Annotated in this window: 15 protein-coding genes; 6 read left to right on the top strand and 9 right to left on the bottom strand. The window is 45.1% G+C overall.

What is annotated here, in order from left to right:
• Positions 1-25 precede the first annotated feature (25 nt).
• Positions 26-1,093, bottom strand: coding sequence for a branched-chain amino acid aminotransferase (locus K339_RS0104205; protein ID WP_028522499.1), 1,068 nt, complete (start codon positions 1,091-1,093; stop codon positions 26-28).
• A gap of 113 nt (positions 1,094-1,206) precedes the next feature.
• Positions 1,207-1,758 (bottom strand): cob(I)yrinic acid a,c-diamide adenosyltransferase, encoded by a 552-nt coding sequence (locus tag K339_RS0104200; RefSeq protein WP_028522498.1) that lies wholly within the window; start codon positions 1,756-1,758, stop codon positions 1,207-1,209.
• A 129-nt stretch (positions 1,759-1,887) separates the two neighbouring features.
• Here K339_RS0104200 and K339_RS0104195 point away from each other — a divergent pair, with 129 nt between their 5' ends.
• A complete protein-coding gene (locus K339_RS0104195; protein ID WP_028522497.1) occupies positions 1,888-2,313 on the top strand; it encodes an ABA4-like family protein in 426 nt (141 codons plus the stop codon).
• On the opposite strand, the gene K339_RS36945 is transcribed toward K339_RS0104195, so the two are convergent.
• Positions 2,310-2,450 carry a Uma2 family endonuclease gene (locus K339_RS36945; protein ID WP_229598692.1) on the bottom strand — a complete coding sequence of 47 codons (141 nt, stop codon included), beginning with the start codon at positions 2,448-2,450 and terminating at the stop codon, positions 2,310-2,312. The two genes, K339_RS0104195 and K339_RS36945, sit on opposite strands and share 4 nt — an antisense overlap.
• Positions 2,451-2,608: 158 nt before the next feature.
• Here K339_RS36945 and K339_RS0104185 point away from each other — a divergent pair, with 158 nt between their 5' ends.
• Positions 2,609-4,324 (top strand): IlvD/Edd family dehydratase, encoded by a 1,716-nt coding sequence (locus K339_RS0104185; protein ID WP_028522496.1) that lies wholly within the window; start codon positions 2,609-2,611, stop codon positions 4,322-4,324.
• Positions 4,325-4,448: 124 nt separating this feature from the next.
• On the opposite strand, the gene K339_RS0104180 is transcribed toward K339_RS0104185, so the two are convergent.
• Positions 4,449-5,375 (bottom strand): Ppx/GppA phosphatase family protein, encoded by a 927-nt coding sequence (locus K339_RS0104180; protein WP_028522495.1) that lies wholly within the window; start codon positions 5,373-5,375, stop codon positions 4,449-4,451.
• A 132-nt stretch (positions 5,376-5,507) separates the two neighbouring features.
• On the opposite strand from K339_RS0104180, the gene rpsU reads away from it, so the two are divergent.
• Positions 5,508-5,702: a 30S ribosomal protein S21 gene (gene rpsU / locus K339_RS0104175; protein WP_028522494.1), complete on the top strand. Its 195-nt coding sequence runs from the start codon at positions 5,508-5,510 to the stop codon at positions 5,700-5,702.
• Between the two features lie 67 nt (positions 5,703-5,769).
• On the opposite strand, the gene K339_RS0104170 is transcribed toward rpsU, so the two are convergent.
• The 3 genes from K339_RS0104170 to rsfS all read right to left on the bottom strand — a co-directional run bounded on the left by K339_RS0104170 (position 5,770) and on the right by rsfS (position 8,655).
• The gene (locus K339_RS0104170) at positions 5,770-6,057 is read right to left on the bottom strand and encodes a YciI family protein (RefSeq protein ID WP_028522493.1); all 288 of its coding nucleotides are present in this window, start codon (positions 6,055-6,057) and stop codon (positions 5,770-5,772) included.
• A 119-nt stretch (positions 6,058-6,176) separates the two neighbouring features.
• On the bottom strand, positions 6,177-8,153 hold the full coding sequence (ftsH, locus tag K339_RS0104165) for an ATP-dependent zinc metalloprotease FtsH (protein ID WP_028522492.1): 1,977 nt from the start codon (positions 8,151-8,153) through the stop codon (positions 6,177-6,179).
• Between the two features lie 118 nt (positions 8,154-8,271).
• Positions 8,272-8,655, bottom strand: coding sequence for a ribosome silencing factor (gene rsfS / locus K339_RS0104160; protein ID WP_028522491.1), 384 nt, complete (start codon positions 8,653-8,655; stop codon positions 8,272-8,274).
• Positions 8,656-8,735: 80 nt separating this feature from the next.
• Between rsfS and K339_RS0104155 the strand changes: the two genes are divergently transcribed.
• Together K339_RS0104155 and gldD are read left to right on the top strand one after the other, a co-directional pair.
• Positions 8,736-9,458 carry a biotin--[acetyl-CoA-carboxylase] ligase gene (locus tag K339_RS0104155; protein ID WP_229598691.1) on the top strand — a complete coding sequence of 241 codons (723 nt, stop codon included), beginning with the start codon at positions 8,736-8,738 and terminating at the stop codon, positions 9,456-9,458.
• A 238-nt stretch (positions 9,459-9,696) separates the two neighbouring features.
• Positions 9,697-10,284 (top strand): gliding motility lipoprotein GldD, encoded by a 588-nt coding sequence (gene gldD / locus K339_RS0104145; RefSeq protein ID WP_037299220.1) that lies wholly within the window; start codon positions 9,697-9,699, stop codon positions 10,282-10,284.
• Here gldD and K339_RS0104140 read toward each other — a convergent pair.
• Both K339_RS0104140 and K339_RS0104135 read right to left on the bottom strand, forming a co-directional pair.
• Positions 10,281-10,976, bottom strand: a complete 696-nt coding sequence (locus K339_RS0104140; protein WP_028522487.1) for a TapB family protein — start codon at positions 10,974-10,976, stop codon at positions 10,281-10,283. The genes gldD and K339_RS0104140 overlap by 4 nt on opposite strands.
• A 32-nt stretch (positions 10,977-11,008) precedes the next feature.
• On the bottom strand, positions 11,009-11,884 hold the full coding sequence (locus tag K339_RS0104135; RefSeq protein WP_037299199.1) for a geranylgeranylglycerol-phosphate geranylgeranyltransferase: 876 nt from the start codon (positions 11,882-11,884) through the stop codon (positions 11,009-11,011).
• 167 nt (positions 11,885-12,051) lie between these two features.
• On the opposite strand from K339_RS0104135, the gene bshA reads away from it, so the two are divergent.
• Positions 12,052-13,248, top strand: coding sequence for an N-acetyl-alpha-D-glucosaminyl L-malate synthase BshA (gene bshA, locus K339_RS32500; RefSeq protein WP_051397804.1), 1,197 nt, complete (start codon positions 12,052-12,054; stop codon positions 13,246-13,248).
• Positions 13,249-13,259 lie beyond the last annotated feature (11 nt).

Below are 13,259 nucleotides of genomic sequence, written 5' to 3'. Positions count from 1 at the left end.
GCTTTGAGTGTATATCAACAAGAAATTACGCCTTCACAATCCAGCCAAACGGGTCTTCTGCTTTGCCCGTGCGGAGGTCGCTCAAAAATACTTTTACTTTCGTTGTAAATGACTCATCCGTTGGAGTAGGGAGTTCATAATCTACGCCTTCGTAGCCGATAACGCCAAACGGCGACACGACAACGGCCGTTCCTGCGCCGAAAGCAGCTTCCAAACGACCTTCTTTGAGGGCGTCAATTATTTCTTTGACTGCCACTTTACGCTCTTCTACTGGAATCCCCCAGTGACGCGCAATGTCCACAATGCTCTTGCGGGTCACGCCGTTGAGGATAGTGTCAGAAGTTGCAGGGGTAATCAGTTTTCCGTCCATGAAAAACATCACGTTCATTGTTCCTGATTCTTCTACGTACTCGTGATCACGGGCGTCGGTCCAGATGATTTGGTCGTAGCCTTGTTGCTGGGCCAAACGCGCAGGGTACAACGAACCCGCGTAGTTGCCAGCACATTTTGCGAAACCCACTCCACCTTCTGCCGCGCGGATGTAGTGTTGCTCTACTTTCACGCGTGGTGGTTTTGAGTAGTACTTACCTACGGGGCTAGTGAAAATGATAAACTTATAGGTATCAGATGCCTTCACGCCGATGTACGCGTCCGTCGAAAACATATACGGGCGGATGTAAAGCGAAGTATCAGGGGCAGTAGGTACCCAAGCCGAATCCAAACGGAGCAATTCTGTAAGGCCACCCATAAAAATCTCCTCGGGGATTTCGGGCATACACATACGAGCTGCTGATTTGTTGAAACGTGCCCAGTTGTCCAATGGACGGAACATGAGCACTTCACCCGCGTCGTTTTTGTAGGCTTTCATACCTTCAAAAATCGCTTGTCCGTAGTGGAGGGAAGCGGTAGCAGGGCTGAGGCTGAGGTTGGCGTAGGGTACAATTTGAAGGTTAGTCCATTCGCCGTTGACGTAATCGGCGACAAACATGTGGTCGGAATAATGGCGACCAAATACCAAATTGTCGAAATCTACTTCATGGATACGCGAAGCTTCTACGCGTTGAATTTCCATGGCCAATGTGTCCGTTGTCATTGTAATTGGTGGTTTACTGTATATAGATTGACTGAAATTAGTTGTCAATGCAAATATTTTTATTTTTCCTCGAAAACCCAAGTAAATATTCATTTACTTATAAAATATCAGCTTTACTTCTTCCGCCCAGCCCATTTAATTTCTTCTACCCCCAATTCTTGTGCCATTTTGCGCGAAAGCACAAACAAATAGTCAGAAAGGCGATTTAAGTACCGAATTACCTCCGATTCTACCGTTTCGGCTTCGTTGAGGGCAATCACCAAGCGCTCCGCTCGGCGGCAAACTGTACGGGCCACGTGCGTAAACGATACCGACGGATGTCCGCCTGGCAAAATAAATGCCCGCATCGGCTCTAGTTCGGTATTCATCTCGTCCATGGCAAGTTCGAGGGCGGTAATGTCTTCTTCGTGCAAATCTGGAATAAAGTGCTTTTTGTTGTCGGGTTCCGAAGCCAAAATAGAACCAATCGTAAACAAGCGGTCTTGGATGTATTTCAAAAAATCGCGCCGAGCAGCGTTGACTTCTTGGTCGCGTACCAAACCGATGTACGAATTAAGCTCATCGACAGTTCCGTACGTATCAATGCGTAAATCAGCTTTGCTCACCCGCGTTCCGCCCACGAGCGAAGTCGTCCCTTTATCTCCAGTTTTTGTGTAAATTTTCATAAGTGCTACGGGCGTCTCACCCGTCAATTAAGTAATAACGTGCTCCTCAAACGATTAATAAATTCATTAGTAGCAACAAACTTAGCCACAAAAGGGTTTTAGGTACAAACGCTAAAGCTCAGTTCAACAATGGAAACCGCCTTTCAAGTCGCCAATATGCTAGTATTCCCGCAGTGGATGCTCATGATTTTTGCCCCCCAATGGAAAGGAACACAGGGGCTTGTAAAGAGTTATCTTGTGCCCGCTTTACTGGCTTGCCTGTATGCGTATTACATTTTCAGCGGGGCTCCGCTCGATTTTAACGATTTTAGCACGCTTGCAGGAATCAAAAACCTATTTGCCAAAGGGGGAGATACGGCTTTGTTAGCGGGTTGGATACACTATTTGGCGTTTGATTTGGTAGCGGGAAGTGTAGTGTTGCAGGATGCCCAACGTAAGAATATTGCCCATTTTTGGATAATTCTTCCCCTTGTATTATGTTTTATGTTGGGACCTGTGGGACTGCTGATGTATTGGTTGGTTCGTTTGTTTAAAACCAAACAAATAGCAGGTTAACGAACCTGATTTGCTGCTACTGATTCGCCTGACATTTCAATAATTTCTCCGTTTACGTATTCAAAACGACCTTCATTTTTTTCGCAGAAAGCGAAATACTCTTCAGTTGTATATAGTTTTTCGGCTACCGCTTGCATAGCTAGTAAGTTGATTTGTTCAAAAATACATCTTCTGTCTCAAAACTACAACTATTAGATTTCACACCTTTTTGCCTTTTAAAAAAGAACACAGGGCTTGTTACCTGGCTACTTATCAGTGTCACTACAAACGGTGCAATCGCACTTTTCAGAATTAAATGGAACAGAAACTACGCAGCCAAGACTGGTTTGGCAAAGAGGGTAAAGACGGTTTTATTTACCGTAGTTGGATGAAAAACCAAGGCCACGCGCCGCATCAATTTAAAGGGAAGCCTGTCATTGGGATTTGTAATACGTGGTCAGAAGTAACGCCTTGTAATGGCCACTTCCGTGATTTGGCGCAAAGTGTCAAAAACGGAGTCTATGAAGCAGGAGGGTTTCCGTTGGAGTTTCCTGTCATGTCGTTGGGAGAAACGTTGATTCGTCCTACTGCCATGCTTTATCGCAATTTGGCAAGTATGAGTGTCGAAGAAAGTATCCGTGCTAACCCGTTTGACGCCATTGTGTTGTTGACAGGTTGCGACAAAACCACCCCTTCGCTTATCATGGGAGCTGCGAGCGTCGATTTACCAACGATTGTACTCCCAGGCGGGCCGATGTTGGCAGGTCGTTTTCAAGGCAAAGCCATTGGTTCGGGAACGGACGTGTGGCGTTTTGCCGACGACGTAAAAACGGGTAAAATGACGCCCGAAGAGTTTGAAGAGGCCGAAAGTTGCATGAGCCGTAGTATTGGTCACTGTTCCACGATGGGAACAGCTTCTACGATGGCAACCATGGCTGAAGCACTCGGATTGACGCTGCCAGGATTATCAGCGATTCCTGCGGCCGATTCTCGCAAAAAAATGAACGCTCACTTGACGGGGATGCGTATCGTCGAAATGGCGAAAGAGAACCTGACACTCTCAAAAATATTGACCCGCGAAGCCTTTGAAAATGCCATTATGGCCAATGCCGCCGTAGGAGGTTCCACCAACTTTGTATTGCACTTGTTGGCCATTGCAGGACGAATGGGCGTTGATCTTACGCTTGATGATTTTGATCGTGTAGGCTCACGAATGCCGTTCTTGCTCAATGTGATGCCTTCGGGTAAATACTTGATGGAAGATTATTTCTACGCGGGTGGTTTGCAGGTAGTTATTAATGAAATCAAAGAACATTTACACAAAGACGTTATTACGGTCAATGGCAAATCGTTGGTTGAAAATTCAATCAATGCCAAAAACTGGAACCCCGACGTGATTGCCTCTGGGGCAGAACCGATTTTGGAAGAAGGTGGAATCGCAGTTATCAAAGGTAACTTGTGTGAAAATGGAGCCGTGATTAAGCCTTCGGCGGCATCGGCTCACTTGATGAAACACACAGGGCGTGCGGTGGTATTTGAAACGATTGAAGACTACCACGCCCGCATCGACGACCCTGAGCTGGACATTGATGAAACCTGCGTGATGGTGCTCAAAAACGTAGGCCCTAAAGGGTATCCTGGAATGCCAGAAGTAGGTAATATGGCCTTGCCGAAAAAGATTTTGGACAAAGGAGTTTCGGACATGGTACGGATTTCGGATGCGCGGATGAGTGGAACGGCCTACGGGACGGTATTGTTGCACGCGTCGCCCGAAAGTGCCATTGGCGGCAACTTAGCGTTGGTACAAAATGGTGATTTGATTGAAATCGACATCCACGAGCGCTACATTCATTGGCACGTATCTGACGAGGAAATCGCCCGTCGTCGCGCCGAATGGAAGCCGATTGATTTGGGGTACAATCGTGGTCATAACAAATTATACATTGAACACGTGACGCAATCGCACGAAGGCTGTGATTTTGACTTTCTCGTGGGTAAATCGGGCAGCGAAGTAAGCCGCGAATCGCATTAATCGCGTCAATCTTGCAAAATTGACCCGCAGATTTGCGCAGAAAAAATACCTGATATTGCAGCGCATTTGTGTGCATCTGTGATTTTAAATCTGTGCAAATCTGTGGGTGAAAAATGACATCAAGCTACCCCAACGCCCACTGCATCATCCCTTCCTTGAGGGCGTAAGTCGTACTGCGTATTTGCTTGATTTGCAAGCTACGTAGCACGTGCGCAATCAATACTACTCCTGGTACAATCATTTCTACGCGCAATTCAATCATGCCTGGAATCGCCATGCGTTCTTCGCGAGGTAGGGTGGTAAGTAAGTCGTAGGCGCGGTAAAATTCGGCCAGTGGCAATTCAAAACTCGTTTGCGTAGGGGAGGGGAGTTGTCCTAATCGGTGCATAAAATCCATGTCAACGAGTGTGTCAAACGAACCCGATGAGCCTACCAATGTTTGGGGAGCATATTGATGGGCGGCGTTGACAAGAGGCAACAGTTGTTCTTGAAAATAACTGTGCATTCGTTGAATCGCGGATGGGGAAATGGGGTCAGTTAGAACAAATTTCTCCAGCAAACGCTGACCACCGATTTCAAAACTTTGTTTCCAAAAAATGCGCGAAGCATTCCCAATAATAAATTCAACACTGCCGCCGCCAATGTCCATCAGTAGTGATGGAGCTTCGCCAAGGTCAATGCCTAGCCGAACGCCTTCATAAATGAGTTCAGCTTCGCGAGCGCCGCTGATGACTTCGATAAGAATCCCCGTTTCGCGGGCGACAATCTGACAAAACTCTTCTCCGTTTCTAGCATTACGAATGGCACTCGTTCCCACTGCTTTTACGTTTTGAAGTAAAACGCCGTGCGCGTCGATGTGTTGGCGAAACAATCGTAGCACCGTCAACGCCCGTTCAATCGCCTCTTCGGTAATTTGGCCTTGATTGATTCCAGCTTTCGCGATTTTGGTGGGTAGTTGCTCTTTGAAGCATTGATGAAGGGTATCTCCTTGTTTTTCAACAATCAATAGGTGGAATGTGTTGCTTCCGAGGTCAATAATGGCGTATTTCATGCCTGCAAGAATGTACTCAGGGGAGTGTTATAAATAAGTTGAAAGAAAAAATACAAAGAAAATTGATTTTTTAAAAGGAGACACTTATTTTTGCACTCCGTTTTATAAAAAGAGAAAAAAACACTAACAAATATGTTGCTTATACAAGTTAAAGAAAACGAATCAATTGACAAGGCACTTAAGCGTTTCAAAAAGAAATTTGAAAAAACTGGTGTTTTGAAAGAGTTACGTTCACGTTCGGCTTTTACGAAAAAATCAGTACAACGTCGTAAAGAAGTAATTCACGCAACTTACGTGCAGAAAATGCGCGAAAACGAAGTAATCTAAGTCGATATTCTTCCTTAGAAAATATACTTTAAGGCACTACGCTACGGCGCAGTGCCTTTTGTTGCTTCTATACATCTGCTTTCCGAAACGGCTTGACGTCTATCTTCTCCCAGACTTTGCCCGTTACATAAGGGTCATTTTGTAGCCATTCGTTCATTTGGCTTTCGGTGTCAAAATCAACGACCATCATCGACCCCATCATTTTTCCTTCTGGATTAAGCAAAGCGCCTCCCATTACAAAATGGCCGCCTGCCTTTAGAATTTTAGCGCCTTCTAAATGACGCTCCCGAACCGACATGCGGCGCTCAAGGGCCTGCTCGTCGGTATAATCATAAGCATGTATTACGTAAAGCATATTGGTTAAGTTTAATAGATGTGAAAGATACGCATGTTGGGAAAAAGAAGTGTAATAAAAAAAGGTTAGAGAACAGAATTCTGTTACTCTAACCTTTTAAGAAGTTAACGAATTACGTTTTAGACGTTATTTTCGGTCGAATTTTCTTCTTTAGCTTTGCTATTCATGAACTCTTGGTAAACCGTTTCTCTTTCAAAAGGACGTTTACCAATCAAGCGCTCTAGGTCACTTTGGAACAAAATTTCTTTTTCCAAAAGCTCTTGCGCAATGATTTCAAGAGCAGCAAGGTGCTGGGTAAGAAGTGCCTTACTACGGTTGTAGGCTTCGTCAATGATTTTGCGAACTTCTTCGTCAATCATACGCGCTGTTTCTTCCGAATAAGGTTTGTTGAATGAGTATTCCGACTGTTTAGAGTCGTAGTACGACATGTTACCGATTTTGTCGTTTAAGCCATATACAGTAACCATGCTGTGGGCAAGTTTTGTAACACGCTCAAGGTCGCTAAGGGCACCCGTCGATACTTTTCCGAACACTACATCTTCGGCAGCACGTCCACCAAGGGTCATACACATTTCGTCTAAAAGCTGCTCCGAACGGTACAAATACTGTTCGCGAGGCAAATACTGGGCATATCCCAAAGCCGTCATACCGCGTGGTACAATCGTCACTTTGACCAATGGATCAGCATGTTCCAAGAACCAACCCGCTACGGCGTGACCTGCTTCGTGGTAAGCCACAATTTTTTTCTCGTCGGGCGAGATAATTTTGTTTTTCTTTTCCAAACCACCAATAACGCGATCCATCGCATCTTGGAAGTCTTGCATCGTTACTTCTTCACGGTCGCGGCGAGCGGCAATAAGGGCAGCTTCGTTACAAACGTTGGCAATTTCTGCCCCTGCAAAACCTGGCGTTTGGGTAGCCAATTTTTTAGGATCAACGTCTGGAGCCAATTTAATAGGTTTCAAATGCACCTTAAAGATGGCCTCACGACCTACAATATCGGGTTTGTCCACCGAAATCTGGCGGTCAAAACGGCCTGGGCGAAGAAGCGCAGAATCGAGTACATCAGGACGGTTGGTGGCCGCCATAATGATGATACCAGAGTCGGTAGCAAAACCGTCCATTTCAACCAACAGCGAGTTGAGTGTGTTTTCGCGTTCGTCGTTTGCGCCTGGCATACCACCACGGCCACGTGAGCGACCTACGGCGTCGATTTCGTCAATAAAGATAATACAAGGGGCTTTTTCTTTGGCTTGTTTGAAAAGGTCACGCACACGAGCGGCACCTACCCCCACAAACATTTCAACGAAATCTGAACCAGAAAGCGAAAAGAAAGGCACGCCTGCTTCACCTGCTACCGCTTTGGCAATAAGGGTTTTCCCTGTACCTGGAGGGCCTACTAGAAGAGCGCCTTTTGGAATTTTAGCACCAAGCTTTGTGAATTTGGTTGGGCTTTTGAGGTAATCCACGATTTCCATGATTTCCTCTTTGGCTTCTTCCAAACCAGCCACGTCGTTGAAGGTAATCTTAACTTTGTTTTCAGCGTCAAAGAGCGTTGCTTTTGAGCGTCCAATGTTAAAGATTTGACCACCAGGACCACCTCCACCTGTCATACGACCTAGCAAGAAGTACATGGCCAAAATCATAATGATAAGGAAACCCCAAGTACCCAAGAAACCTGTCCAGTCACTCCGACGGTCGAAATCGTAATCAATGGAGTCGCTGTCAGGTTTAAGTTTTTGAAAATCGTCCAAAAATTTATCAGCCGATGTCACTTCAAACTGAAAGTGAGGCCCGCCGTTGTTGAAGTAAGCCTTGTTATCAAAAAGAGCGCGGTATTTTGGATCTTCGAGGGCTTTGGCGTTAAGGGTTACTTCTACGTATTCACTATTAACGATAACAATGCTTTGCACTTCGTGTGCTTGCACCATCTTCTCAAATTTCTTTTGCGTAATGGGGCGAATGGCCGTATTGCGACTGAAAAAGGTGATTCCCAAAATCGCTAACACCAAGGCCGCAATAATCCATCCCTGATAGCCCGTACGGCGTGGATTGCGGTTGTTGGGGTTTAGCGGGTTGCCATTGTTTTCGGACATGATTATTTCTTAAATTAAATTAACGGGTTTTGTGGTGTATTCGCCTGAATACGTTTGGAGTGGTAGGTAACTACAAACGTATTATCAGACCAACACTATTTTTAAGGGTAATGTTCAATTAGGCGAACTCTTCCTCCACCAGTGTGATTTTGGCGTCACCCCAAAGTTGTTCGAGCCCATAAAATTCGCGCCGTTCTTTCTTGAAAACGTGAGCAACTACGTCCACATAGTCAATGAGTATCCACTCTTTGGCTTCTTTGCCTTCGCGTTGCCAAGGGTGTTCTGAGATAATTTTATATACCTCTGTCTCAATAGAATCGGCGATGGCATCGACTTGGGTGTCGGAGTTACCAGTACAAATTACAAAGAAGTCCGTAATGGCGTTTTTAATGTCGCGCAGGTCCATCACTACTACGTCCACTGCCTTTTTTTCCTGCATTCCTTTTACTACAAGATGGCACAGTTGTTCTGAAGATATACTATCTGATTTGCGTTGTTTCATGCGTTAGTCTTAAATTGCATCCCTAAAAATAAGAAATATTGTACAAAATTAAGTCCAAAACGCTTTTTATTGGAAAAAATTTGATTTATCTGCCAACTTGTCAGTCAACAAACGATGAAGCGGCGGATTTGGTGCGCCTTGGGCAGGGTTGGGAAGGCACTGTTGTCATAACTGACTTCCAAACGGCAGGCCGTGGGCAGCGCGGAAATCAATGGTTGGCGCAGGCTGGTGAAAACTTTATGCTGTCTCTAATCCTACGTCCTCACTTTTTGAGTCCATCTCAGCAGTTTCGTCTCAACGTCGCCATTTCAGTGGGGATATATGAGTTCTTTAAGCCTTATTTGGGGAAATCTCTTAAAATAAAATGGCCCAATGATGTCTATGTGGACGATCAAAAACTGGGTGGAGTATTGATAGAAAATTCTATTCAAGGCGGGCGACTGGAAGCGTCGATTGTGGGAATGGGGTTAAATATCAATCAACTTTTATTTGAAAACCCACGGGCTACTTCCTTGCGTAAAGCCACTCAAAAAGAATACGTGCGGGAAGAGCTTTTGCCCGATTTATTGGCCTCGCTTGAAAAAAACTACCTGCTTCTTCGCAACGGCCATTTTGATGCTCTGAAGATGCGTTATTTACAAAGTTTGTTTCGTTATCAAGAACAACACAATTTTCGGCAGGCAGAAAACGTATTTACGGGGATGATTGTGGGCGTAACCGATGCAGGACTCTTGGCAGTTCAAATCGATAATCGATTAGCGTATTTCGACTTTAAAGAGATTAGTTACGAGTTTGGGTGTTGAATTCGGTTGTGAGCAACCTCATACACTTTTGGGCGTTGAATTCGGTTGTGAGCAACCTCATGCACTTTTGGGTGTTAAATTCGGTTGTGAGCAACCTCATGCACTTTTGGGCGTTAAATTCGGTTGTGAGCAACCTCATACACTTTTGGGCGTTAAATTCGGTTGTGAGCAACCTCATATATGATAGAATAAAATGGTAAATGTCTGTAAAATAGTGAGCAAAAGATTGGTAAAAAAAATGGTTTGGGCAATCATGCCACTCTGTGTGAGCGTATGCGTGAGTTGTTCTTCTTCTGAATCTGATTATGTCCCCAAACCCAAAGGATTCCCTCGCCTCGATTTGCCTGCCCAAGTTTACCAACCACTGACCGAAGACCATCCGTACTCGTTTGAATATTCAAAAAGTGCGGTAATATTGCCTGATACCTTCAGCGACGCCGAACCTCACTGGATTTTTATTGCCTATCCTTCCCTGAAAGCCAGTATTCAGCTGACGTACAAGCCTGTTCAAAACAATCCACAGCGCCTTGGTGGGTTTATCAATGATGCGTATAAATTGGCTGGTCGGCACCAGATTAAAGCGACGGGGATTCGGGAACAAGTAGTAAAAACAAAGTCGGGGCAGCGGGCCGTGATGTTTGATTTGGAGGGCGATGTGCCAAGCTACGTCCAATTTTTTACCACCGATACCACCACTAACTACCTTCGCGGAGCGCTTTATTTTTCGGTAGCCGATAAGCAAGATTCGTTACAGCCCGCCATCGACTACCTTCGCAAGGACATTGTTCACTTGCTGAATACCCTGAAGTGGAAGAAAAAATCTTAAAAAACTTTTGACAAAACGCTGTAAGCCATCAATTTGTCTTTGCGGTAGGTCTCGGTTTTGATGTCCCACAAAACGCCAGGAGCGCGATAGCTAACCGCCTGGAAATCAAAGGAAAGGTTTACAATTGTTTTGGTAGCCACGCTCATGTCAGCGGTGACTTTGTAGGCGTTGTAGGTGCCGGCGGGTACCGTGATGCTCTCTTGGCTTGCGACCTTTCTATTCTTCAAAGTCAAGTTGTAGGTGACATTCATAGAGCCGCCCATGGTGCCATCGCCCGTGAGAGAAGCATCTTTGAGGGTACTGCCTACGGTGTAGGTATCGCTGTAGGTGAGATCGTTGGAGGTAAACGTCATTTTGGCGTCTTTCATCATGGGATTTTCTTGACTAGCCATCATGGAGGTCATATCCACCATAAACTCGTTGCCTTTGCAGCGGCACTGGTAGCTGTTGGTCATCTGAGGTTTGTCTTTGGCATCAAACGACTGCACTTCCATTTTCATAATCATGGTTCCGTTGTCATTGGCTACATCTTTCACCGTGTAAAGGAGCCGACCCGTAAGTTTGTCTTTGGCATTATAACTGAGCACTTCAAAGCCTGCGCCAGCTTTCATCGTAACGCCAAGGCAAGACTGAGCACGAAGCTGCACGACTAATCCAACGAGGGTAAAACAAATAATCAAAAACCGTTTCATAGTGTAAAAATTGAAGTGAAAATGGATAAAGATTAATACGCTAACCAAATCATACTCAGCATTCCGATAAGCATGACAAGTTTACACAAACTACTTAACGAACCAAATTCTTTTTTGGTGTCGGCGCGGATAAGACGATATACCAACCAGCTAATCAGCCCAAGCAGCGCCACAAACATCCACGTAAGTTGGGAGTTTTGCAGCCAATGCGCCGCTAGGAACAAACTGGGAACAAAAATGGCAATTAGCCCGTAAAGAAAAACCTTCGTACGACGAATACCCCAAAGAATGGGTAGGGTTTGACAGCCGTGAGAGGCGTCTCCGCGTACATCTTCCATGTCTTTGATGATTTCACGAATGAGCGAAATACCAAAGGCAAACAAGGCATACAAAATAACCAACGAGCGATTTTGGGGGTAATAAACGGCTAAAATAATGAGGGAAAGGGCCGTTAGAAGCGCGACAATAAAATTGCCAATGAAAGGTCGTTTCTTGAAATAAGAGGCATAGACCCAAAGAAGCGTAACCGATAACACACTGAGGAGAAATACCCACTTGTTCACCAATAGCCCTAAACCACAACCCAAAATATTAAAAACTTGGTGGGTAGTAATGGCTACGCGGCGCTTGAGGTATCGCCCAATGATGACGCGGTCGGGTTTGTTGATAAGGTCGATTTTGATGTCAAAATAGTCGTTGATGACATAACCTGCTGCCGCGACAAGCACGGTAGAAAGGGTGATAAGAAAAATCTCTTTTTCGAATAAAATACTTTTCCAGTCGCTGATGGGGCCAATTAAAAACAGGCGGGTCATGTATTGCGTCAGGGCAATCATGAGTAGGTTAGGCCAGCGGATAAGCCGCATAAACCCAAGCGAAATGTCTTTGATGGTGAGGCGGCGTTTCACAAATAGGACGAATTATGGGTTTGTGGATGTTTTCAAAGCTGTATGCTAAACAACGGATAAGTTAGATGCGTTTCGGGACTTCACAAAATCTTTATACAGAATGTGGAGAAAAAATTGCATTTTTTTTGTTGTGCCGAATAATACCTCAACTAACTCCCCGTCCGCGAATGAAAATCGGAATTGTTTGTTATCCAACATTTGGTGGTAGTGGCGTGGTCGCTACCGAACTTGGAAAGGCGCTTGCGGGCGTCGGGCATCAGGTTCACTTCATCACTTACTCACAACCTACGCGCTTAGATTTTTTCAGTGAAAATATTTTTTACCACGAAGTTCATATTCCCAACTATCCATTGTTTCAGTACGCCCCGTACGAGTCGGCGCTGTCGAGCGCGATGGTGAACGTGGTGAAGACCGAAAAATTAGATGTTTTGCACGTGCATTATGCCATTCCGCACGCTTCAACGGCTTACATGGCAAAGCAAATTCTCAAATCGCAAGGCATTCATATCCCCGTTATCACAACTTTGCACGGAACCGACATCACGCTCGTGGGCAAAGACCGCTCGTACGAACCCGTGATTACGTTCAGCATCAACCAGTCAGACGGTATTACGTCGGTGTCGGAGTTTTTAAGACAAGCTACTTACGATTATTTCCCCATCACTAAAGACATTGAAGTGATTCCTAACTTCATTGACTTAGACCGTTTTAAGAAACAGAAAAAAGACCATTTTAAGTTGGCAATTTGCCCCAACGGTGAAAAATTGCTGGTGCATACCTCCAATTTCCGAAAGGTAAAACGGATTGAAGACATTGTGTTGATGTTTGAAAAAGTGCGCCATGAAGTACCCAGCAAATTGCTGTTGGTGGGTGATGGTCCAGAACGTGCCAAAATAGAAAATATGTGCCGTGACTTGGATTTGATGCAATGTGTTCGCTTCTTGGGGAACTTAGATGCGATTGAAGAGGTGCTTTCGGTGGCAGATTTGTTTGTAATGCCTTCTGAAACAGAGAGTTTTGGCTTGGCGGCGTTGGAGGCGATGGCTTGCGAAGTTCCTTTGATTACATCCAATGCAGGTGGATTGCCAGAGTTGAACGTGCAGGGTGTGACTGGTTTTATGAGCAACGTGGGCGACGTTGAAGACATGGCAAAAAATGCCGTTTATATTTTACAAGACGAAAATTTGCCTCGTTTTAAAGCCAACGCATTGGCCCGGGCCAAAGAATTTGAGTTGGCGAATATTTTGCCACAGTACGAAGCCTATTACGAAAAAGTAGTGGCCGAAAGTCTAAACGCATTGACCGAACCATTGGTAGCATCAACCGACCGCCCAATGCGTGAAGTATTGGTAGGCAAACACTGAGGAATCAATAA

It is taken from the genome of Runella limosa DSM 17973, from assembly GCF_000482465.1.
GTDB classification, from domain to species: domain Bacteria; phylum Bacteroidota; class Bacteroidia; order Cytophagales; family Spirosomataceae; genus Runella; species Runella limosa.
Note: the sequence above shows the minus strand (reverse complement) of the source record. Positions and strands in the feature narration are given on the sequence as shown.